Raw genomic sequence first — 20142 nt, forward strand, 5'->3', positions numbered from 1 at the left:
GTACGACCGAGACCGGCGCCGCAGGGACTGGCGGAAAGATGCCCGGCCCACCGGTCGCGCATCGCGACGACCGGCGATTCTAATGTCTTGCAGATTTGCTTCAGCAAATCTGCGGGAGGGTTGGCTGAAACGGGCCGGTCGACCATTCGACTCCGTTTCAGCCAACAGAACTGATTCCATGTAACAATGAAACGCTCTGACGAGGCATGCATGACCGTCCGCTTTGAGCGCCCCGTGTCGCGGGCAGCTTTCCTCTCCCGCAGGCTCGCCGTCTTCGCCTTCCTCATGTTCATTGCCGCCTGGGGCATGCACCGCTTCGGCCCGTTCGACACGCCGTCCTTCCTGGCCGTGGCGGTGGCCGCGGGTGTCATCGCGGCGCTGGCGGTCTATATGGCGCTGATCGGCATCGCGGCACTCTGGTTCAAGGGCGCGCGCGGCGGGAAGGCGGCCACCACCGCACTCTTCTTTTCCATTCTGCCGCTTTCGTGCTTCTGCATCGCGGGGTTCAATTACCTCAACCTGCCGCAGATCTACGATGCCTCGACCGATCTCGCCAACCCGCCGCAATGGATCGAAGCACCGCCCGAGGACATGTCATGGCTCGGCCCGCGCAAGCCGGTCAGCGCCGCCGACCGCCAGGCGCAACTCGCCAAATGGCGCGACCTGACCGGCCGCCGCTACGAAGGCGCACTCGACCGCGTCTACACGGCAGCGCGCAAGGTGGCGGTGGATCAGGGCCTTGCGATCAAGTTCGAGCGCGGCGCGCCTGAATTGGCGCTGCAGGAACTGCCCGCCGACCAGCAGGCAAAGACCGATGACGTGGTGCCCGATGCACTCGATGTACCGGTTCCCCTGCCGCGCCCCGAAAACTTCGGCGTGGATGAAAACGCCCTGCCGCGGGGCGAACCCTCGATCCAGGGCGAAAAACGTACCCTCGTCTTCGGCTTCCGCCAGGATGTGCTGATCAGGCTGCACGAAGAGACGGAAACCACGCTGGTCGATGTCCGGGTCGCATCGCGCTACGGCGACCACGATCTCGGTTCCGGCGTTGCTTTCATCGAGAAATATCTCCGGGCACTCGACGCCGAGTTGCTCGGTATCGCGGGAGACTAGGCGGCAAGCCTTGAAATCACCGTGGAATCCTTGGTCGCCGTGCGCAGTTCCGCAACGAGATTTGCCGGCCGCTCAAGCAGGCCATTGATTGCCCGATAGAATTCTGTCGGCGAGCCTGCGCCGCCGACATTGTCTTCGACATAGAGGTCGCTGCCAACGAGTCCTGTATAGACATAGCCCTCGCGTCGGCCCACGAATTCCGGCTGGAAATACCTGAGAAACTTGGCTCCTCTCCAGCCCGCAAACGCATCGTGGAAGCCCTTTGCGATCAGGTCGAAATTGTCCCGCTCGCCGAATTTTCCGCAATAGGCGGCGCAGGCGCGGGCGAAATTCGGCTCCCAGTCCAGCAGGCCGATGCCGTGTTTCACGCGCATGAACTGCTGCACCTGGGCGACGCTGGCCGGCATGCCGAGCATAGTATGGAAGGGAAAATCCTTCATCCACGGATCGCGATCGTAATCGCGACCGACCTCCGTCTTGAACCGTTCGATCGCCTCGCTGAACAGCTTCGGGTTCCAGGCCGCCGCCGTATTGCTTTCCGGACAGGTGCCGAAGATCGAGAACGGCCGCCGGCAATAGACGAAGTTTTTCCCCAGCGCCGCGTTCTTCAGGGCATTGTCGTAATCGATCGTCGGATGCTCGAAATAGCGGCCGCCGAAGCGTGCCATGACCCGGTCCAGCAGATCGCGCGAGATCGCCGAGTGGTAGACCGAGAAACCACAGGTCAGCGTGACGCCGGCATCGTCCCAGCGATAGGCGCGGCGGAAGATCAACTGCTGCGGCATGTCGTGGAAGGTCGCCTCCAGCGGCACCTGCACATTGCCCGGCCGCTTGTCCGGTGTAGCCCAGTCGTATTTCAGGTTCGACCAGGCGAAGGCCTCCAGCCCGGGTTTCAAGGCCCGGGCGATATTGAGCGCATCCACGAGATCGGGATCGATCAAATCATCATCGCCGATCACGCTGACCCAGGCGCCGGTCGAGGCCGCCACCGTCCGCTCCCAGTTTTCCTGCATGGAATAGGCGCGTGGACCGGCGGGCAGGTATTTCACCCTGATATCGGAAATACCCGCCATGAACCTGTTCATGATCCCGGGATCATCGGAATTATCGGCCAAGACGAATTCCACGTCCGGGCGCGGATTTTCGAGGAGAAAACGAACCGTCTCCTTGAAATAGCGTTGGCGGTTGCGCGACGGCACGCAGATGGAAAGGGTGGGCACGGTCATGACTTGCCGATGATAGTGGCGAGGTCTTTCGCGAGGCTTGATGGGGACTATACGCGGCTGCGATAGAGCCACGGGAACAGCCGCCACCACTGGACATAACCCAGCACGGCATGAACCGGCGTCGTGACAAGCAATGCCTCCAAGGGCGTGATGAATCCCGTGAACACACCGGCGTACCCTATCGCGGTGGCGATGAAACCCAACGGAAATGTCAGCACGGAGACGATCAACTGCCCCATGGCAATAATGATGATGTCGTCACCGGGTTGATAATATACCGATGCGACACCGCTGCCGAACCCGACCAGGAATATCGCTAAGACATAAGCTGTCTTGTAATAAAGCATCCTGACCATCCGCTGCGGCAATGACTTCTGGAGAGTCTTTAGGACATTTCGGCGGAAGAAGAGCAATCATTCCGTACAACATTCGGCGGGGCTTCGTGAGAAAGAATTGTCCCGGTTCGTCCGATCACAGTGGTAGACGAAACCCAGCCAGTCTGTCAGAAGACCCGCAGGACGCGACTGCCGTTAACTTAAGAACGGGGTCGGGCTGCTGATTGACGTCAGGCGGCTGCCGCGAGATCACGCAGGCCGTCCTCAGGCCGCTTCATATTCCCCATCCAGCGACGGCGGCCCGGCGGAAAGAATCTCGCCGCGCGCCGAAAGATCCTCGATATGCGCCAGCACCGAAAGTGCCGCTGCACCATGCAGGCGCGGATCGGTTGCGCGGTAGATCGCGGCCACCATTTCGGTGATCTTGCGGTCGCCGCCCCGGATCCGTTCGAGAATGGCGCGTTCGCGCATCCTTCTATGGGTGCGCAGGCCCCGGAGGAAAGCGGGCGGATCCTCGACCGGGCCGCCATGACCGGGGAAATAGATCCGGTCGTCGCGGCCGAGCAGCATATCGAGCGATGCCATATAGTCGGCCATCGAACCATCCGGCGGCGCCACGATCGAGGTCGACCACGCCATGACATGATCGGCCGAAAAGACGATGCCGGTGCCGTCGAGCGCGAAGGCGGCATGGTTGGCGCAGTGGCCGGGGGTGAGAAGCGTTTCCAGCACCCAGCCGTCGCCGGAAATCCTGTCGCCATGCATCACCCTGATGTCGGGCCGGAAATCGGTGTCGGAACTCTCGGCGAAAGGATTGACCTCGCCGTGGAACAAGGGCCGGGCAGGGCGGTGCGGCCCTTCGGCGACGGTCCTGGCGCCGGTCATTTCCTTCAGCTTCTTCGCCAGCGGCGAATGATCGGTATGGGTATGGCTGACCGCGATATGGGTGACCTTGCGGCCTCTCAGCGCCTTCATCAGCGCCTGCCAATGAGCGGGGTTGTCAGGCCCCGGATCGATCACGCAGACTGATTTGCCGCCGACGATGTAGGTATTGGTGCCGTGGAAGGTGAACGGGCTGGCATTCGGCGCGGTGATGCGTTCGACAAGCGGCGCGACCGGCACGGCCTCGCCATGGGCAGGGGTAAAATCCAATGAAAATTCCAGCTCTTCGCTCACTTGTATTCGATCTCGATGAAGGACATGAATTCCGTCCCCCCATTGACGACATTGTGCGCCACGCCAGCCTCGCGGCGGTAGACCTGGCCCCTGGCCATATCGACGCGGCGCTCGCCGGCCTCTTCCTCCAGCAGGAATTTGCAGTCGGTCATCGGCACCACGACATAGCCCATGCCATGCACATGGTGGCCGGTATCGGCGCCGGGCACGAAATCCCAGCGCGTCACGCGCACAACGGCGTCATCGAGAAGAATGGTGGGTTCGGCAGGCGGGCGGGCTTTGAAACCGGGCATGTGGCACTCCAAATCGTGACCTCGACTTTAGGGCTTTGGCGTGTCGGGTAAAGTCACAAATTCTTGTGACCGCATTGCGGCCCGTGATGGAAAAGATGCGGTCGCCGGCCACGCGCGGATCACAAACGGCCACATAGCGTGCGGCGATCGGCCTGCCCGACATCCCTGCCGCTTTTTCCGCAATAGCCGTTGCCTGCGCAAAACGCATTTGCTATGAGGCGGCCATACTCGCGCCGGGATGGTTGATTTTCCCGGCACATCAGTTGGGGCGTAGCCAAGCGGTAAGGCACTGGTTTTTGGTACCGGCACCCCTGGTTCGAATCCAGGCGCCCCAGCCATCAACGCATTAATCAACAAAAACAATAACTTACGATATTTTAGAGACTGCTAAGTGTTACAATCTTGTGGTTGATACAGTTGGAACAATGCCGGCTTCTGAATCGCTTGCGTTTATGCTAAACAGGAATTCAATTTTTAAAGGAATCGAAAATGAGCGATGGCAGCAAGATTCGTCCGCCGCGTGTGATTATCCAAAACGGTTATAGTGCAACGGGCTTGCGGCCCGCCCCGTCCGGCGGAACCCCATCGCAAAACACAAATCAAACCGGCAATAGCAATTCCCCGAAGAAATGATTGAGTTTGCACTTCACCAAATCGGTGCGGTGCTTCGGGCAATCTCAGGCGCGTTGCAAAAAATACCCGAGGCTTTGCCCTGGTATCTGGAACTGTCAGTTTCAGACTGGACAAACATTGTCATGACGGCAGCGACCGTGCTTCTCGGCGGCGCTGGCCTCTATCAATATATTCGCACATCTAAGCTCACCCACGCCGAATTGGTTTTGGGCTTGCATGACCGAATCTCCGCCTCTATCGCTGAAGCTAAAGCATTGCGAGCGGGAGAAAATCCCGATGACTGGCACGAGCCGTATCTCAACTTGGTTGAAGGGTATGCCGCAATTCTTGTGGCCGGTTCTCTTAGAGGCCTCTCACGCGAGTTTGCAAATGACTTTGTCGAGAGCCAGGTCAAGTTCATATATGGGGACGACGGCAAGGCGCTGCTCGCGTGGGTTGAGAACCCTATCGACGTTAACGCTTATAAATATATCGCGGCGTATCGAGCACGGCTAAATGCTCGAGTGAAAAACCAGTGGTGGCACACTCTCAAATTGCGCCGAAATTCACCCAGAAGCCCAATTGCGCTCAATGCTTCCGGCGTTAATTCTACCCTCAAGGATCTCAACTAGGTTTGGATACATTTCCAACGTTATTTCGGCTAGAAGAAACGCTTCGCGGACTTTGTTTGCGTCTAGCGACATGGGTATTGAGGGCTGAGAGCCCCTAGCATATTTAAAGATGTCACCGATAAGTGCATGAATCACCGCCCATCCAATCGCACTTGAAATGGCATCGTGCATCTGGACTGTATAGGCCACTTTCTGCAGGGCAGGTTGTAGTTGTTGTATTTCACGCGAACGATGCCGGGCCTGTTCCACTTGAAAATAGCGGAGAACGTTAGCCAGGCGCTCTTGTGAACAAGGGTCGGCATGCTCAATGCACTGCTTGTATGGGGGAATGAGGTCGGTGGGAATGGGCATGAAAAACGTTGCGTCTGGCAGTTTGCTTCCAATTGGCCCGTGACCAGGTTCGAAGCTCAGCCTGATATTGTTTTGGGCCGCCGTTATCATCTCAGACAGTATCGCTGGTAAGACCGCGCGAGCGGCGATCAGAGAATTCAATCTGCGCTCTTCCTCCAGGTCGTAATTCTGGTTGATCTGAGCACGACTGCCGGCTAGCGCAAACCAAGCCGCCGCAATCGTAAATATTGCGACGACGATGCTTCCAAGCATGCCAATCCAGGCCGCTTCAGAAAGCTTGAAGTCTAAGAGCATAAAAACCGTAAGGAACACGATCGTGGTCCAAAAAGCGCCGTCAACAAAACTCCGGAGCGAACTTACTTGCTTCTCTCTCGCATATTTCACAGGGAGTTGTCCTCACGCTCCAGGGTTTAGAATTTCGGCTGAATCATTACTTCTCGACATGTCCCTGGTCAGGGGACCAAAGTTGCTCCCTGCCAGATGGCTTCATATGCGGCCACTTTCAGGCTCGCGGTTTCCGGGTCGGCTCGAATGACCGAAGCATGAGACCGAACCGCCAGCCCATTCAAAGACTGGCTGAGAACGAAGACTTCTTTCTGGTCCAAGATGAACAGTCTGTCGTGCAGTTGACGCGGAAGTGACTCGCGGGCCTCTACAGGCCGTTTCGCGCCGAACTGTGCCGAAAAACGAACCACAGCCGGCACGAATGAGGGCTTTACCGTATGCACATCGGTTAACAGTTCGATCTTCACACCCTCCCGCGCGAGGACAGCAAAATCTGTAAGCACCTTGTCGTCCATGTAAGGGTCAACAATCCTCACGGTGGTGGCCGCCGTGGACAATACCTTGCTTACTGCGTTAAGCGCGTCGAGAGGGCTTGCTGCCGCAATAAATGCGCCTCGAACAGGTGCCGGCGCCTTCATCTCTGCTACGGCGATTAGTTTGTAGAGAATCGAATTGGTCTGCGTGACCAAAGAATAGTTCTCAGCGACGTGCGCCGTTGCCATGATGACCTCAATTCTGGCGGCATCGACATTTGAAATGAATTTGACTGCCGCGTAAACGCGACCCATCCATTGCAATACAGAGGCCGGTTCCCAATCCGGCTGATCTTGGAGAAGATTCCCGAGTAAGGCATATTGCTCGCCAGCGTCCATTTGATCCTCCGTCCTAATCCGTATCGTTGCACCGTGTGATCGCAGTGTCAAATCTCGCAACCGGACGAATCGCCTTGGCACGACACCGGCCAGACGTTTCCGATCTCGCCCACGGCGATGATGATCTGTGTGCGGAGATCGTCAGGCGCGGCCTGGTCGAAATTCCTGGCGATATGCTCGAGGCGGTCGAGCATGTGGTGATAGTTGTCGTCCGGGCGGTAGGTCGGCTGGATGTCCATGATGTTCCCTTGAGGTCAGTTTGCGGCTGAAGAGTCGCACGTCGGGAATCGTGATGTCAATCAGAAAAACTACCCAAGTAATTGATTTTACGTGATAAATAAGCGCTTACTTACTTCGCTTCAGGACACATCCCCGCACCGGATGACCGGCCGGTGCGGGTTCGCTGCGAGGCGACGGCCAGGAAGGACGAGTTTCTGGCCGGTGATTTCATTATAGCAAGATGGCGGTCGGATGCAGACGATTGTCAAAACGATCCGTAGCCCGGCAGTTGCTCCATAGTGGCCTGGTCCAAGGTCGTCTGCTCTTGACCCTTGCGGGTCGCCGCGCGCTCACCCTGCCTTACGATAAGCCCGCACTTGATCTGGTCTTCGGTCCAGCCCTTTTCCTGCCTTCGCTTGATCCACCCGTTGTCGGACCGCTTGTCGGCCTTCCGCCGCTCCTTCTGCTCGAGGGTCCAGCCGGTGAGCTTTTCGTTCGGCGTGGCCCGCACGGTGCGACGTGATGCATTATATTCTTCCTTGCCGGGACCGGCGCGCCATTCGTCTATGCCGTGGCGCTTGCGCCAGATATCCTCCAGGCCGCGCTTGCCCTCGATCTCAAAACGCTCTTGCGCCTTCTCGATTTGGCGCTCGACAACGGCGAGAACCTGCGGGTTAATGGGTTCACATTCGATTAGCCGATCACGCTTGGCCTGGAGCGCCCTCAATTCGGTGAAGCGGCGGTCGTAGGCGGTCATCTTCACAGGTTCACGGATGATGATGCACATGTCGTCATCGTTCAATGCCTGTTGACAATCTTCGTCCATTTTGCTACTTTCGGTTATCAATGTTTAGCGGCATTGCTCCAGAAGGCTCGACGTATGCACACCGTCGGGCCTTCATCTATTCAGGCCGCTGCCCTTTCGATGAGGTCGGCGAAGTCGCGTGCGAGATCGCCGGAGAAGCTGTTATCCTTCCCAGGAAACGGAACCATGATCTTGTATCCGGTGCCGCGCCGGATCACCGCATAGTCACTCCCCTTGTTCAGGCCGATCGTGGTGGGCTGATTGCCATCTACGACGCCACGGATCGTCTGAGCAAAAGACACCGCTGCTTCCTTGGGGAAGGTGCGGGCCTCGCCGTTATCGATCGCGACCTTCACGCCATCCTTCACCTTCTCGACAAGGATGCCAGGAATAGTGTCGGGGATCGTGCCGGCGGCAATCTCCTTGCGGATCAAGTGTGCGACGGTGTCGGCGACGGACAAGCCGAGCTTGTCGCCAATGGCTTTCAACTGGTCGAGGCGGCGGGGCGGAAGCTTCAAGTTAGTCGGGTTCATGGTATCTCCTATTGCGATGATTAGGAATACCAGTATTCTAGTAATATGTCAATGGAGGCTTACGCTTAGTTTCGTGAACTTTTGCACGTAACGCCATGCCGGGACGTTGATAGAAGCCGAACCAATTTTCATGAACTTTCGCACGTTACGCGAACACCCTCCCGGGAGCGTGAACTTTTGCACGTATTATCTATTATCTTTATCATAGAAATGTATTTTGTATTACTACATCTTATAAGAGAGTAGAAAGTAACGTGCAAAAGTTCACGTTCCCGGCATGGGAGAGAACCAACTATCCCGTTCACTACCGGCATGGTCCGGCCGGCCGCTCCGCGCCCGTGCCAGACATAGCCCCGGTGAATTGGGAGTCGTGCCGCTGAATCCACATAGAGAGTCACTGAGCGTCTTCCTGGCCGGCATGATGAAAGATGACCGCAAGGTGCATCGAGCGCGCCATGAACCATCCTCGAGTCAAAGGCACTACCGGCTGAGCATGTTGCCGGGGCGGCGCTGCTTCATGATCTCAGATACGATGAGGCCGCGCATGGTGCCCTCCATCTCCCGGCGCATTTTCTTTGCCAGGTCGTCGTTCTGTGCCGGCGTGCCAGCCGAGCCGTTGACCGTGATCGGTGCCGAGATAGAAATCGCCTGGGTCGCATTGTCGCTGCCGGCCTTGAGATCGGGCCTGCGGACGGCCGGCGCGTTGCCGACATAGCCGCCGGACGCATAACCCTTGAGCGCGCCAGTGTGGAGCGCCTCGAGGTTAGCCGCGCCCAAGCGACGGGTCGCCACAGCGCTCATGACATACTCGCCACGGTGGACAATGCCGGCCGGCTGGAGCTTGCCGCCGTTTCCGGTGTAGCCGCCTTCACTGAATCCGAGGAGCGCGCCGAAGATGCCGCTGCCGCCCGCTGCACCGCCGAACAGGCCGGCGAGCGGTCCCTTGCCAAGCAACGCCGCTTGTAAGGCAGCATCGACCAGGCTGTTCAAGAGGCCCTGAAGTGCGCCCTGGAGAGTCTGGGTGCCGGTGAGCAAGCCCGACAATGAAGACGTGAAGCCTTCCGCGAAGAACTTCTGGGCATTCTGCAATCCCTCGCTTGAGGCGGCAACGGACTGGTTTTTCGAGTCAAGCTGCTGGGTGAGGCTGATCTTCTCCCGCATCTTCGCGAGTTCGGCGTCTGACAAGGTAATGCCATTGCGCTTCGCTTCGGCCTGGGCCTGGTAAAGCTGAAGCTCAATCTTCTGCTGTGATGCCGACATGCTCGAGATCGACTGTTCGAACCGTGCCAGGTCGAGCCCTTCCTGGACGGTGCGGTTCAAACTCGTGCGGGCGGCGTCCTGCTGCTTGGCGAGATCGGTCGCGGCCTTCTGACCGTCGGACGGATCGAGCGCCGTGCGGGCGGTCGGCGTGCCGTCGTAAGCGTTGCGGATGGTCGAATCATCAACGCGGCGAAGGCCTTCCCATTCGTTGCGCAGTTCTGCCGGATTGTTGCCGCGACGACGCAAGAGTGCCCGCGCAAGCTCATCCTGGGTGTTCTGGTCGAACACCTGGTCGCCGGCAAGGCCAAGCTCGCTCATGAGGCCTTCAAGGGTCCGGCCGGTGATCTGATACTTGCCGAGCGCGGATGATCCCTGGCCGTCACCATAAAGGGCGCGGTTCGCCGGATCGGCGAGCATCTGGCGCTGAAGGTCGCGGACCTGGCTTAAGGTCATGCTGGTCAGGTTCTGAGCGCCGCCAGTCCAGCGGCCGTTGTCGAGGGTCGCGTTGTAGTCGCCACCGCTTTCGACCGAGCCAATGAGATCGAGAATATTGTCGTGCTTGCCGAACGTCGCCACGCTCTTCGCGCGGCCGGCGATGTCGGTCGCCTGCATAAGTTCGCCCCACGACGTCGCCGAGCGTGCTGCCTTCTGGTAGGCGGTGTCCATAGCGCTCGACTGTGCCAGGGTGTCGAGTTCCGCCTTCAATTCCGGAACCAGGTTCTTCAGGTCGGTGAGCGCCTTCTTGAAGTTCGCGGCGCTCGCGGTGTTGCTAGCGAGGCTGGTCGAAACCGCCTTCGCGGTCGTGTCGAGATTCTTCAGTGAGGTGCCGAGCTTGTCGCCTTCGCCAGTGACTTCGCCGATAGCGGCGTCCAGGCCGGCGAGATCGCGGCGCATGTCGGCCAGGGCGGCGTTGCGCTCATCGATACCACGCTGCCCCAGATAGGACGCAACGGGCGTAGCTTCAACGGCTGCGATCTGGTCGGCGAGCGCCAGGCGCTGGGCGGTGAGGTTCTTCAGGCGCTCTGCCTCGAGACGCTTCCCCATGATTTCCGGCGTCATGCGCTTTTCCATCGCAAGGTCGCCTTCGGTCTTCAGGCCGCGAATGGCTTCAATGACGGACTTGGCAACGCCGACACCGTCGATCGCCGCGCCCTTCGCCATGATGGTGAAGTTCCGCCACATCGTGGACCATTCGGCGTCTACCTTCTTTGCGGCTGCGATCTGTTCGTCGCTGAAGGTCGCGGCCTCGCTGCGCAGCGTCTGAATTTCGGTGACGGACAAGCCGAGCAACTTGGAAAGCTGTTCGGCGCCGGTGCCGCCGAAAAGCTCATCGAGGTTCAAAGCCTGTTCGGCGCTGGAGAGCTTCTGAAGTCGGCCGATCATGTCATCGAGAAAGCGGTTCGGGTCTTTCAACTTTTCGGCGACTTCATCGGCGCTGTAGCCCAGGCGCGCGAATGCGTCGGCGGCGCTGCCCTTGCCGGTGAGTGCGAATTCAGCACCACGGATGTTCATTTCCTTGAGCGCGTCGGTGACGCCGTCGATGCTCATGCCGGTAGCGGTCGCCACATAGGTCCACTGCTGCCAGACGCGGGTCGAGACGGATGCCTTGCGGGCCTCGCGATCGACTTCGGCCACACTGTCGGCGATCTCCTTGAGGGCGAGAACCGTCGCGCCGACACCGGCCACGATCGCCCCGCTCTTGGCAAGCCGGCGAACATGCGTTCGAAGCTGCCGGCGATCTTGTCGCCTGACTTGGCATACGTGTCTTCCATCCGCTTAGCCGACTGGCGGGCACGGTTCTCGAGATCAGTCGAGCCGCGCCTATGAGCGGCGTTCGCCTTGATGATACCCTTCTCGAGCTTGTCGATCCGGGCTTCGATATCGACCACCAGGCCGGGCATATTCACGTCATTCATTCTTCAGTCCTCAAAAGGTGAAGATCCCGTCATTGTCGGGATCGTTGTAGCTGGAGAGATTGCTTTCGCCGGCGACGGCACGAGATACGGCCATAGCGGCGGCGACTGCGCCGTCGATCCGGTGCGTCTTCTTGCCCTTGTGCATCCGCACGAGGCCGGTATCGTTTCGACTGGCGACGACGCTATCGAAGTGATGGCGAAGCACCGGATGCCCGTCATGGCGGATCATCCGACCGTTGACGGTGCGCTCGAGGTCGCCGATTGCCGGTCCCATGGTGAGCGGTCCCTGGCGCATTTCGATTGCCGGGATGCCTTCATCGAATAAGCGCTGCATAGTCATGCGTGCCAGGTGCGGGTCGAAGGCGACTTCCTGCACGTCGAAGCGGGCGCAAAGTTCCCGGATTTGATCTTCCACGGCGTGCGGCTCGATCACCGGCCCGTCGATCACCGTTACCAGGTCGTCGTCGCGCCATTGCTCATAGGGAACTTCATCGCGATCGGCGCGGGCCTTGAGATCGTCGCCAGGCACGAAAAACCAGGGGTGAATCGTAATGCGGCCGTCGTCATGTCGCCAGGCGGCGACAACGGCGGTGAGGTCGCCATTCACCGACATATCGACGCCGATGTAACAGGGCAGTTCCTCGAGGTCGGCGAGATCGATCGGCACCTGGCCGGCGTCGTAGGTCGCCATGTCGAAGAGCGGGTCGCGGGAATGGGCCTGCCAGATATTGAGGTTGAACTGCTTGAAGGCGAAGCGATCGGCCGGCCGGTGTTCGGCTTCCTTGGCAGCGGTGCGCAAGGCGTCCAGGTTCGGGAAGCCATACTTCAGGCCAGGGTTGACGCGGTGCCAAACTTCTTCACTCTGCCAGTCGTCGGTCGCGTCGGCTTCAAAGATGATCGGCAGATAGGCAGGATTGTCGATCTCACCGCGCGCGACACGACGGGCGTAGTGATACTGGTCAAAGCCGATATTCTCGTTGCCGCGTCCGGCCGTCGTGGCAATGACCATGAGCGTGCCACTGGTCTTGACCATGCCGGACTTGAGCGCTTCCCAAAGGTCGCGGCCCTTCCAGACGTGAATCTCATCGACCAGAACGAAGGCCGGCGTCTTGCCGTGCTGTGCCGCGCCGTCGCTCGAGATCGCCTGTAGCTCGACACCTTCGGCCTTGAAGACAATCTTCTTGGCGCTGTTATGCGCGGTGTAAATCTTCGTTGCGGCCTCGAGCCGCCTATCCATCCGGACGATGTTCGCGGCTTCCTTGAAGCCGATGCCGGCCTGTTCGCGATCGGATGCGGCGAAGATCACCTGGCCGGCCGGCACGCGTTCGGGGCCGATCGTGTGCAAGAGGGCGAGCGCCGCGGCGAGACTGGTTTTCCGGTTGCCGCGGGGAATCATCCAAAAGACAGTTTCGACCACGCGCCGGCCGTCCAGGTGTCGAGGCCCATAAATCCGGCGCACAATCCTTTCCTGCCAGTCGTGAAGCTGGAAAGCGTTCGGGTGCTGATTATCGTTTGCGCCCTTCGGTGCGTTGCTGTTGGCGGCCGGATGGCGAAGCCGGCGAAGGAACGTCACCGCGCGCTCGCCATAGCCGAGCGGGTCGTCAATCGGGCTGTCGTCGTAGACCCAGGAAGGGAAGGTGCTTGCCATCACTTCACCGCCAGCGGGTTGTCGTCGCCATCATCATCATTCGCGGCGCTGCCGACGCGGGCGCGCGACACCGGCGACAATCCATATTCGGCCGCAAGCTGGCGAGCGGTCTGCATTGCGCGGTTCTGCATTCCGAACAGCGTCTTCTCCAGGCCGGTGAGACGGAACTGAGCTTCGATCTCACGGACGCGACCAGTCGCCACGCAATAGTTTTCGACGCCCGTGAGATCGGCCTTGGTGATGATGCGATCGGCGATGAGGCGCGGCATGATCCGCTTCCATTCGGCACGCGCCTCGAGCGTCATCCATTCCGGCGCGCGGGGTGCCTTGGCAAGCGGGTCTCGATCGGGAGTAAGTGCCGGCTTGACGCCGCGAAGGTGGGTCATTCCGTCAACGTCGCCTTGATCTCGAGGCCGGCGCGGATGCCGAGTTCGGCCAGGCCGACCACGTTGTAGGTGCGGCCCAGGAAGCGGATGCGATCGGCCGTGGTAAGGCCGCTGAAGTAGCGGGTGCGAAAGGTGATGCCATCGGTCTGGGCTTCACCGTAGCCGGTGCCGGCCTCATCGGTGACGTGCTGCATCACTTCGGCGCGGACGGTGCCAATGAGCGACCAGGTCGCTACGGGGTAGCCGGCCGCGTTGAGGGTCGTCGCTTCACGATCGATGAAGATCACGCGATTGAGCTTGCCAGCGTTCATACGAGCCACCTCACCAATGCCTCAATTCCGAGCACGCCATGCCCATACGCGGGGTCAGGGTCGCGCGGGAACGCGCTATGGGTGACGCGGAAATGATCACAATAGCCGCCGTCGATCGTGATCTCACCGTCGAGCGCGGTCGTAACCGCGAAAGCGACCTCCTTCGCACGCTCTTCGCCTTCGTCCAGGGTCCAGATATGAATATCCATGTAGACCCAGGCGACACGCTGAGCGGTGTAGTCGTGACCGTGCAACGTGGTGCTGCCGTTGCTCATGATGATGGCGGGCGTCTTGTCCGGCCGAGTGCTGCCGGCGCGGATGTGCGTCACCGGCACGAGCGCAGTCACGGCCGGCGTGTTGATGAGCCTGGCGCGGATAGCGGTCTGGATTGCGAGCGTCGGTTCGATCATTTGCGGCCTACCTTCTTGATGGCGGCCGTGATGGCGCGGGCGAGCCTGGGCATGATTTTGGGTCGAGCGAGCCGCCAGCCGGGAAGCATAAAAGGCTGAGCTTCGGCTTTGGCGCTGCCGAATTCGACCAGGTGTCCATAGCGCACGCCGTCATTGCCCACGGTCACGAGAACCTGATTAGGCGCGGCGGTGCGCTTGCCCCCATTCGAGGCATAGGCCGGCGTCGTTTCGCCAGGTCCAGTGACTGCGATACTGTCGATGAGCGCGCCGGTGTCACGCGATGCTTCGGCGAGCGCGGCCATATTGCGCGCCACGTCGTCGCCGCTGCGGATCAAAGCGGGGCGAAGTGCGGCCAGGATTTCAGCCGGGACGGCGTTCAAGCGCATCTCGAGCCGCCTGGACTGCGCAGAAAGAGGCTCATTCGGCGACATAACCAGTCACCTCTTCGCGATAATTGCGCAGCAAATCGGCCACGCCGTAGGGCAAATCATTGACGCTCGTGCCTATCAGGACCGCTTCACGGCTCGAATAGAAGTGCGCTGCCAGCAAGAGCACGGCGTGCTTCACGTCGGACGGCACGGGTGCCAGGTCGGCGAGCGGCTTGCCGAGCATCCCAGCGGCTCGAGCTTCGGCGGCGTCGATGTAGTGCTGAAGCAGTTCGTCGGTCGCCGTTGCCAAGCCGCCGAGCGCGTCGGCGTCGATCAGTTCGTCGCTGCCGAGGTGCGCCTTGAAGAGTGAAAGGGTGATGGTGCTCATTCTAAATCCTCGTGGGAATAAAAACCTATATTCAAGCTCTCTTGTGCGGTCCTTCCCCCGCCGGTCCCCTTGCAAGGCTCGAAGTTCAGAGCTACCCCCGGTAGTGGAGCGAAGTAACTGTTGAAGGGGGATAGATCGTGACTTGGGGATTTGAACGAGGCCGTGTCTACAATCGTCGTCGTGATATTCACGCACGCTTTGCAGGTCAGCAGCAAGGTGGGATCATCACTCCTGCGGCACATCAATTGGTCATCATCATCACTGGTGAAGAGGGGCTTGCCAATGGCTACGCTGATCGTCTTCGGCCCGATGGCGTGTTTGAATATTTTGGCGAAGGTCAGATAGGGGACATGCAATTTGTCCGCGGAAATGCCGCTGTCCGAGATCACTGGCTCAACGGGCGAGATTTGCTGCTTTTTCGCAAAATGCCCGAGGGTCTGCGATTTGAGGGCGTCATGGTTTATGGCGATTATCACTTTAGGCAGGCTCCGGATCGAAACGGAGATCTGCGGCGCGCGATAGTGTTCGAACTGCGCCCATTGGAAGCGGTCGAAGAAGCTGTTGAGGAGGCCGAACAGCCGCCGCTGAGGGACCTTGCCGAACTTCGTGCACTCGCAATTCAGGCGTCTAGAATTGAGCCTGGTCGGGCCGTGATGCTCCGCGAGATCAGTGTCGTGGAGCGTAGCAGGCGCGTCCGCGATTATGTTGTCGCGCGTGCACAGGGTGATTGCGAAGGATGCAGGCAGCCCGCACCATTTCAAACTGCGAGAGGCACGCCATACCTGGAACCTCATCATATCCGAAGGTTGAGCGACGGCGGCCCTGATGATCCGCGCTACGTGATTGCCCTTTGCCCGAACTGCCATCGGCGGGTGCATTTCGGTCGAGACGGCACGGATTACAATGCGGACCTGCTTGAGCGCATGCGGGTTATCGAGCCTTAACACACGGCGAGAACTCATAGCACGCGCTCCTGCCGCTGCTTCACGCGGCTATGGCAAGGCGTGCAAAGCGATTGCCAGTTGGTGCGGTCCCAAAACAGGCGATCATCGCCACGGTGGGGAATCCTGTGGTCAACGACGCGAGCGGGCTTGCCGCATCCGAGCATGGCACAGTGCGGGTGCAAATCGAGGTACGCGATCCGTGCCTTGCGCCATTCATGGTCATAACCACGGTCACGCGGTGAAGGCCGGCGTGCGTCATGGCGTGCATTACGGGCGCGGGTTGCCACGCGCTGGCACTGACAGAGAGTGCTATGCGGAACGATCTTGCCACAGATGCAAAGGCGCGGCGGGCGGGTCATACGCCACCTGCGATCTTAGCCTTGAGTGCTGCCAGGCCGGCGCGATCGAAGGCGGGGTCATAGCCAAGCTCATGAATCTGCTCGAGGCGTTCGGCGGTGTAATTGTCGTTAGGCTGTTCGGCCTGGTCGTCGGCGCTGCCGTGAATGATCTTGAGCATGGCGATGTGGCCGGTGAACGCCTCATTGATTTCGATAGGGGTCGCACGCCAGGCGGCGTCAGGCGTCCAGCCGAGACAGCCGGCAGCGGTGCGGTAAAGCTCGCGATAGACTTCCTGCCAGGTCATCGGCTTGCCGGTCGAGGGCTTGCTGCCCTGGTCGGCCTGGGGGATGAAAGCGCGGCAGATATCGGCGACGGGCGCGCGGACTGCTGCGATGAAACGGGTAAGGGGTTCGGTCGAGAATGCCTCGAGGAAAGCGGCGGCTTCCTGGCGATCGGTCGCGGTGATCATGATCACGTCGCGGACGGTGCCATAGTGGAATTCATCGACTTGGCGAAAGAGCCGATCGAAACCATAGTTGCGCTCGAGGTCGGATGCGGCCCGCAATGACGCACGCAACCGGACGCGGCGGGAAGGACCGCGTTCAAGGCTGATTTTATCATGGGCGGGCCGCAAGCTCATTACGCGGCAACCTTCAGCTTGATAAAGCGGTCGGGGTGCGACACGTCCGCACCGACGCGGCGGTAAGCGGTGAACTTCACCTGGCCGGTGTCGGAAAGCGTATAGGGGTCGCGAAGAACCGAAAGGCCGATGCGATCAACGATGCGATAGCCCTGGAGATCACCGAACATGATCGGGAAGGCGTTCGCGGCAACGTCGGGCATATCGATGGCTTCCACGATCGGACGGCCGAGCAAGGTTGCCGGTGCGCCCTGGGTAATCGGGTCGAGCATGATGAAACGGCCGGTGCCATCCTTGAGCGTGCGAAGTGCGCCGAGGGTGTTGCGGTTCATGATCCAGACGCCGTTCTGTGCGATGACGGACGGCAGCTTGTGGAACATGGCGATGATGGTCGCGGCCGGGTCGGTGCCGAGCGTGGCGGCGTTGCCGGTCTTGATTTCGGTGATGCCGGTAGCTGCCAGAAGGCCCTTCGGCTTGCCGGTGCCATCGCCAGTCACGAAGGCGAGGCCTTCAGTCTTGGCGAAGCTTTCACCGAAGTCGGCGACAAGTTCGCCTTCAAGGCCGTAGGCGTTGTCTTCAAGAAGCTGGCGGGAGACAGGCACGAAACAGGAAAGCTCGTGCGGGGTGAAAGTCGCCTGTTCGAAGGTCATGCCGGATTCGGTGCGAGCGGCGATTTCCGATACCCAGGTCGCGGCCGTGCCGGTGAGCTTGCGCGGATACTTGACTTCCGGTGCCGTGATCGACGTGACCTTGGCATACTGCCGGATCGGCGACATTTCCACGATCTTCTTCAGGATTTCATTGCCGAGGGCTTCGGGTGCGAGGTAGCCGCCATTGGCGTCAACGGACACCGTGAGCGCCTTGACTTCGTCGGCGCTGAGACGTTCGATGCCACGACGAATGAAGCCGACGAATGCCTTCTGTTCGGTGCCGTTGTCATTGTCGGCGAGCGGCTGGTTATTGTTGGCGGCGAGCGGACGATTGGCCTTTGCTTCGACCTTGTCGAGTCGTGCCTTCAGGGCCTTCAGTTCGTCGGCGCTGATAACCGGGTCACTCTTCGTTTCCGGTTCATTCTTGATATCTTCGTTTTCCATGTTGCTTTCCTCAATTAGAGATTTGACTTCGGTGACGCGCGCGGACGGATGCATCGGGCGACGGCAGAGCGAAATTTCGGTGATGGTGAGATCAGTCAGGACGCGCCCGCCTTCGGGGCGCGCCTTGTATTCGTGAAGGCGATATCCGATCGAGAGACCGGACATGATGCCGCTGCGAAGGCGCTGGCGTGCCGCGCGAGCGGGTGCCACGCCTTCCACGAACAAGCTGCCTTTGACTTCAAGGCCCTTGTCGGTGACTTCCATAGATTCCCAGACGCCTACGACTTCGCGCTGTTCGTGCTCGAGGATCATTGCGACCTTGGGCGCGAACCTGAAGGCGGTCGGCTCGATCAGGTCGCCGGTGCTGTCGGGCGAGCCGAACGGCCAGGCGATGCCCGTGACGGTGCCGGCGTCATCGATCGACACGTCGGCCTTGATCTCGAGGTTCTCGACTTCGGTCATGCCGCCACCTCTTCGGGCTTGCCGGTCCAGCGTGCGTCGATGATGTCGAAGGCGAGCGGGAAGGTCTCATCAATCACGCGGTTCTTCGCGTAGGTATCGACCAGGCGCTGTGCGACAGCCGGCGACGTGCCGCCACCGATGAGACCAAGCCGGATGAGTTCGACCATATGTTCGAAACTCCATTCGGCGCGGCTCATGCGTAAATAGAAGCCGGCGATGCCCAGGCCGGTCTTGTTCTCGAGTTCAAGAATCATGTCGTCGGTGAGCGCGAAGGTGTAGGTCGCGTCACCGAAATAGGCGGTGTGCTTCATTCGTCTTCCTTGGAAGGTTCGATCGCGGGCGCTGCCGGCGTCGTGGTGATGTGAGGATTTGAAAGGCTGTTGCCGTCCGGGTGCGGCTGCATATTGAGCATGCCGCGCACTTCGTTGCCGGTCATCGCGCCCATACTGCGATACTGGCCGAGCGCGGTTGCCTTCTTGCTGAAGTCGGTCGTGAGAAGGTCGTCGGTGACGAATTCGATGTAGAACAGTTCGCGCTCTTCCGGCGTGAGCAACACGCGGGCGTAGGCCCAGGCCCAGGCAGTGAGCCAGGGCTTGAGGGTGATGGTGTAGAACTGGCGGGCCATCTCTTCGGTGTTCGACCAGGTGCCGCGCGTTAGCTCAAAGAGCATGGTCGGCGGGACGCGGAAGAGCCTAGCGATCTCACGGATTTGCTCGAGGCGGTTCTCGGCGAACTGAGAGTCGGCGAGCGTGGCAGAAAGCTGCTGATAGCCCATTTCCTCATCGAGAATGGCAGTGCCGCCGGCATTACTGCCGGCATGGGTGTTGAACCAACTTGCGGCTAGCTTCTTCTTCGCGTCGGCATCGAGCGACTTCTTCGCGGTGATGACACCGGACGGCCGGCCACCGTTGGCGAAGAGGCTGGCGATGTGACGTTCGAAGGCGATCGAAAGTGCGATGGCTTCACGGCCCAGGACGATCGGCGAGACACCGCCGAACGGCTGGATATGAAGTATGTCGGTGTATTCGTAGCGGACCTGGCCGCGATCGACGGACACAAGGTAGTAGGGCGTGCCGTCGTCTTCCTGGTTATACTGGACCTTACCAGGCTCAAGCCGGTGAAGCTCGAGCGGCCGGCCATCGGATGCGCGGGACACGAGCGCGTAGCCATTGCTCTGCATGAGCGCGTCGATGGTGAGATCGACGCGAAGCTGCGAAGCGCTGGTCCAGTCGTTGGCCTCGTCATGGACGAGCTTGTAGGCGGGGTGTTCGCGGGCGGTCGCCTTCGTGTCGCGCTGATAGACCTTCGCCGGCAACGAGCCGATAGTGTCAGAGATCAGCGAGATCGCACAAGCAACGGCAGGAACGCGGATAGCGCCATTGACGCCAACTTCAATATTGGACGCGGTGGGCACTATGCCGAAGAGAGCACCGATACCAGGATCGGCGAGAGATACAGACTTCTGTTCTACGCCATAGCCAAAGGCCTTCTTGGCAATATTCGATATGGCAGTAAAAGGCATTC

Annotated in this window: 24 protein-coding genes and 1 tRNA gene; 4 read left to right on the forward strand and 21 right to left on the reverse strand. The window is 60.0% G+C overall.

Annotated elements, in window-relative coordinates; all coding sequences use genetic code 11:
- The first annotated feature begins 210 nt into the window (after window positions 1-210).
- Window positions 211-1113 (forward strand): DUF1499 domain-containing protein, encoded by a 903-nt coding sequence (locus IHQ71_RS06075; RefSeq protein ID WP_258161056.1) that lies wholly within the window; start codon window positions 211-213, stop codon window positions 1111-1113.
- Here IHQ71_RS06075 and IHQ71_RS06080 read toward each other — a convergent pair.
- The 4 genes from IHQ71_RS06080 to IHQ71_RS06095 all read right to left on the reverse strand — a co-directional run bounded on the left by IHQ71_RS06080 (window position 1110) and on the right by IHQ71_RS06095 (window position 4143).
- Complete coding sequence (locus tag IHQ71_RS06080) at window positions 1110-2339, reverse strand: glycosyltransferase (RefSeq protein WP_258161057.1); 1230 nt, start codon at window positions 2337-2339, stop codon at window positions 1110-1112. The genes IHQ71_RS06075 and IHQ71_RS06080 overlap by 4 nt on opposite strands.
- 47 nt (window positions 2340-2386) lie before the next feature.
- Window positions 2387-2686 (reverse strand): hypothetical protein, encoded by a 300-nt coding sequence (locus IHQ71_RS06085; protein ID WP_258161058.1) that lies wholly within the window; start codon window positions 2684-2686, stop codon window positions 2387-2389.
- A gap of 252 nt (window positions 2687-2938) precedes the next feature.
- Window positions 2939-3838 carry an MBL fold metallo-hydrolase gene (locus IHQ71_RS06090; RefSeq protein ID WP_374990003.1) on the reverse strand — a complete coding sequence of 300 codons (900 nt, stop codon included), beginning with the start codon at window positions 3836-3838 and terminating at the stop codon, window positions 2939-2941.
- Between the two features lie 8 nt (window positions 3839-3846).
- Complete coding sequence (locus tag IHQ71_RS06095) at window positions 3847-4143, reverse strand: cupin (RefSeq protein ID WP_258161060.1); 297 nt, start codon at window positions 4141-4143, stop codon at window positions 3847-3849.
- Window positions 4144-4407: 264 nt separating this feature from the next.
- On the opposite strand from IHQ71_RS06095, the gene IHQ71_RS06100 reads away from it, so the two are divergent.
- Both IHQ71_RS06100 and IHQ71_RS06105 read left to right on the forward strand, forming a co-directional pair.
- Window positions 4408-4481, forward strand: a tRNA-Gln gene (locus IHQ71_RS06100).
- A gap of 291 nt (window positions 4482-4772) precedes the next feature.
- Window positions 4773-5387, forward strand: coding sequence for a hypothetical protein (locus IHQ71_RS06105; protein WP_258161061.1), 615 nt, complete (start codon window positions 4773-4775; stop codon window positions 5385-5387).
- Here IHQ71_RS06105 and IHQ71_RS06110 read toward each other — a convergent pair.
- From IHQ71_RS06110 to IHQ71_RS06165, 12 genes are all read right to left on the reverse strand, one after another.
- Window positions 5322-6122, reverse strand: coding sequence for a hypothetical protein (locus tag IHQ71_RS06110; RefSeq protein WP_258161062.1), 801 nt, complete (start codon window positions 6120-6122; stop codon window positions 5322-5324). The genes IHQ71_RS06105 and IHQ71_RS06110 overlap by 66 nt on opposite strands.
- 68 nt (window positions 6123-6190) lie before the next feature.
- Window positions 6191-6895 (reverse strand): phospholipase D family protein, encoded by a 705-nt coding sequence (locus IHQ71_RS06115; protein WP_258161063.1) that lies wholly within the window; start codon window positions 6893-6895, stop codon window positions 6191-6193.
- 47 nt (window positions 6896-6942) lie between these two features.
- Window positions 6943-7134: a hypothetical protein gene (locus IHQ71_RS06120; protein ID WP_258161064.1), complete on the reverse strand. Its 192-nt coding sequence runs from the start codon at window positions 7132-7134 to the stop codon at window positions 6943-6945.
- A gap of 245 nt (window positions 7135-7379) precedes the next feature.
- Complete coding sequence (locus IHQ71_RS06125; RefSeq protein WP_258161065.1) at window positions 7380-7871, reverse strand: hypothetical protein; 492 nt, start codon at window positions 7869-7871, stop codon at window positions 7380-7382.
- A gap of 149 nt (window positions 7872-8020) precedes the next feature.
- The gene (locus IHQ71_RS06130) at window positions 8021-8452 is read right to left on the reverse strand and encodes a hypothetical protein (protein ID WP_258161066.1); all 432 of its coding nucleotides are present in this window, start codon (window positions 8450-8452) and stop codon (window positions 8021-8023) included.
- A 480-nt stretch (window positions 8453-8932) separates the two neighbouring features.
- Entirely contained in the window at window positions 8933-11398 is a 2466-nt protein-coding gene (locus IHQ71_RS06135) for a hypothetical protein (RefSeq protein WP_258161067.1), read from the reverse strand.
- Window positions 11399-11638: 240 nt separating this feature from the next.
- On the reverse strand, window positions 11639-13276 hold the full coding sequence (locus tag IHQ71_RS06140; protein ID WP_258161068.1) for a terminase large subunit: 1638 nt from the start codon (window positions 13274-13276) through the stop codon (window positions 11639-11641).
- Window positions 13276-13662, reverse strand: coding sequence for a phage terminase small subunit P27 family (locus IHQ71_RS06145; protein ID WP_258161069.1), 387 nt, complete (start codon window positions 13660-13662; stop codon window positions 13276-13278). Before IHQ71_RS06145 ends, IHQ71_RS06140 begins: the two co-directional genes overlap by 1 nt.
- A complete protein-coding gene (locus tag IHQ71_RS06150) occupies window positions 13659-13973 on the reverse strand; it encodes a head-tail adaptor protein (protein ID WP_258161070.1) in 315 nt (104 codons plus the stop codon). The genes IHQ71_RS06145 and IHQ71_RS06150 overlap by 4 nt, the downstream gene beginning before the upstream one ends.
- On the reverse strand, window positions 13970-14383 hold the full coding sequence (locus IHQ71_RS06155) for a DUF3168 domain-containing protein (RefSeq protein ID WP_258161071.1): 414 nt from the start codon (window positions 14381-14383) through the stop codon (window positions 13970-13972). Before IHQ71_RS06155 ends, IHQ71_RS06150 begins: the two co-directional genes overlap by 4 nt.
- Window positions 14380-14814, reverse strand: coding sequence for an HK97 gp10 family phage protein (locus IHQ71_RS06160; RefSeq protein WP_258161072.1), 435 nt, complete (start codon window positions 14812-14814; stop codon window positions 14380-14382). The genes IHQ71_RS06155 and IHQ71_RS06160 overlap by 4 nt, the downstream gene beginning before the upstream one ends.
- Window positions 14801-15139, reverse strand: a complete 339-nt coding sequence (locus IHQ71_RS06165) for a head-tail connector protein (RefSeq protein ID WP_258161073.1) — start codon at window positions 15137-15139, stop codon at window positions 14801-14803. The genes IHQ71_RS06160 and IHQ71_RS06165 overlap by 14 nt, the downstream gene beginning before the upstream one ends.
- A 653-nt stretch (window positions 15140-15792) precedes the next feature.
- Between IHQ71_RS06165 and IHQ71_RS06170 the strand changes: the two genes are divergently transcribed.
- Window positions 15793-16083 carry an HNH endonuclease signature motif containing protein gene (locus IHQ71_RS06170; protein ID WP_258162757.1) on the forward strand — a complete coding sequence of 97 codons (291 nt, stop codon included), beginning with the start codon at window positions 15793-15795 and terminating at the stop codon, window positions 16081-16083.
- A 14-nt stretch (window positions 16084-16097) separates the two neighbouring features.
- Here IHQ71_RS06170 and IHQ71_RS06175 read toward each other — a convergent pair whose 3' ends face one another.
- Genes IHQ71_RS06175 through IHQ71_RS06195 form a run of 5 tightly spaced genes read right to left on the reverse strand, consistent with a single transcriptional unit; the run spans window position 16098 to window position 20140 of the window.
- Window positions 16098-16442: an HNH endonuclease gene (locus IHQ71_RS06175; protein WP_258161074.1), complete on the reverse strand. Its 345-nt coding sequence runs from the start codon at window positions 16440-16442 to the stop codon at window positions 16098-16100.
- On the reverse strand, window positions 16439-17062 hold the full coding sequence (locus IHQ71_RS06180; RefSeq protein ID WP_258161075.1) for a hypothetical protein: 624 nt from the start codon (window positions 17060-17062) through the stop codon (window positions 16439-16441). The genes IHQ71_RS06175 and IHQ71_RS06180 overlap by 4 nt, the downstream gene beginning before the upstream one ends.
- Window positions 17062-18618 carry a phage major capsid protein gene (locus tag IHQ71_RS06185; RefSeq protein ID WP_258161076.1) on the reverse strand — a complete coding sequence of 519 codons (1557 nt, stop codon included), beginning with the start codon at window positions 18616-18618 and terminating at the stop codon, window positions 17062-17064. The genes IHQ71_RS06180 and IHQ71_RS06185 overlap by 1 nt, the downstream gene beginning before the upstream one ends.
- Window positions 18615-18929 (reverse strand): gene transfer agent family protein, encoded by a 315-nt coding sequence (locus IHQ71_RS06190; protein ID WP_258161077.1) that lies wholly within the window; start codon window positions 18927-18929, stop codon window positions 18615-18617. The genes IHQ71_RS06185 and IHQ71_RS06190 overlap by 4 nt, the downstream gene beginning before the upstream one ends.
- Window positions 18926-20140 (reverse strand): phage portal protein, encoded by a 1215-nt coding sequence (locus IHQ71_RS06195; protein ID WP_258161078.1) that lies wholly within the window; start codon window positions 20138-20140, stop codon window positions 18926-18928. The genes IHQ71_RS06190 and IHQ71_RS06195 overlap by 4 nt, the downstream gene beginning before the upstream one ends.
- Window positions 20141-20142 lie beyond the last annotated feature (2 nt).

The organism is Rhizobium sp. TH2, from assembly GCF_024707525.1.
Classification (GTDB): Bacteria; Pseudomonadota; Alphaproteobacteria; order Rhizobiales; family Rhizobiaceae; genus Rhizobium_E.

Excerpts from the sequence above, each read along its gene's own strand:
- IHQ71_RS06195 (WP_258161078.1), bottom strand. The coding sequence starts at position 20,140 with ATGCCTTTTACTGCCATATCGAATATTGCCAAGAAGGCCTTTGGCTAT.
- IHQ71_RS06120 (WP_258161064.1), bottom strand. The coding sequence starts at position 7,134 with ATGGACATCCAGCCGACCTACCGCCCGGACGACAACTATCACCACATG.
- IHQ71_RS06180 (WP_258161075.1), bottom strand. The coding sequence starts at position 17,062 with ATGAGCTTGCGGCCCGCCCATGATAAAATCAGCCTTGAACGCGGTCCT.
- IHQ71_RS06125 (WP_258161065.1), bottom strand. The coding sequence starts at position 7,871 with ATGACCGCCTACGACCGCCGCTTCACCGAATTGAGGGCGCTCCAGGCC.
- IHQ71_RS06170 (WP_258162757.1), top strand. The coding sequence starts at position 15,793 with ATGCTCCGCGAGATCAGTGTCGTGGAGCGTAGCAGGCGCGTCCGCGAT.
- IHQ71_RS06145 (WP_258161069.1), bottom strand. The coding sequence starts at position 13,662 with ATGACCCACCTTCGCGGCGTCAAGCCGGCACTTACTCCCGATCGAGAC.
- IHQ71_RS06105 (WP_258161061.1), top strand. The coding sequence starts at position 4,773 with ATGATTGAGTTTGCACTTCACCAAATCGGTGCGGTGCTTCGGGCAATC.
- IHQ71_RS06160 (WP_258161072.1), bottom strand. The coding sequence starts at position 14,814 with ATGTCGCCGAATGAGCCTCTTTCTGCGCAGTCCAGGCGGCTCGAGATG.
- IHQ71_RS06075 (WP_258161056.1), top strand. The coding sequence starts at position 211 with ATGACCGTCCGCTTTGAGCGCCCCGTGTCGCGGGCAGCTTTCCTCTCC.
- IHQ71_RS06150 (WP_258161070.1), bottom strand. The coding sequence starts at position 13,973 with ATGAACGCTGGCAAGCTCAATCGCGTGATCTTCATCGATCGTGAAGCG.
- IHQ71_RS06140 (WP_258161068.1), bottom strand. The coding sequence starts at position 13,276 with ATGGCAAGCACCTTCCCTTCCTGGGTCTACGACGACAGCCCGATTGAC.
- IHQ71_RS06085 (WP_258161058.1), bottom strand. The coding sequence starts at position 2,686 with ATGCTTTATTACAAGACAGCTTATGTCTTAGCGATATTCCTGGTCGGG.
- IHQ71_RS06155 (WP_258161071.1), bottom strand. The coding sequence starts at position 14,383 with ATGATCGAACCGACGCTCGCAATCCAGACCGCTATCCGCGCCAGGCTC.
- IHQ71_RS06185 (WP_258161076.1), bottom strand. The coding sequence starts at position 18,618 with ATGACCGAAGTCGAGAACCTCGAGATCAAGGCCGACGTGTCGATCGAT.
- IHQ71_RS06115 (WP_258161063.1), bottom strand. The coding sequence starts at position 6,895 with ATGGACGCTGGCGAGCAATATGCCTTACTCGGGAATCTTCTCCAAGAT.
- IHQ71_RS06165 (WP_258161073.1), bottom strand. The coding sequence starts at position 15,139 with ATGAGCACCATCACCCTTTCACTCTTCAAGGCGCACCTCGGCAGCGAC.
- IHQ71_RS06095 (WP_258161060.1), bottom strand. The coding sequence starts at position 4,143 with ATGCCCGGTTTCAAAGCCCGCCCGCCTGCCGAACCCACCATTCTTCTC.
- IHQ71_RS06130 (WP_258161066.1), bottom strand. The coding sequence starts at position 8,452 with ATGAACCCGACTAACTTGAAGCTTCCGCCCCGCCGCCTCGACCAGTTG.
- IHQ71_RS06175 (WP_258161074.1), bottom strand. The coding sequence starts at position 16,442 with ATGACCCGCCCGCCGCGCCTTTGCATCTGTGGCAAGATCGTTCCGCAT.
- IHQ71_RS06080 (WP_258161057.1), bottom strand. The coding sequence starts at position 2,339 with ATGACCGTGCCCACCCTTTCCATCTGCGTGCCGTCGCGCAACCGCCAA.
- IHQ71_RS06190 (WP_258161077.1), bottom strand. The coding sequence starts at position 18,929 with ATGAAGCACACCGCCTATTTCGGTGACGCGACCTACACCTTCGCGCTC.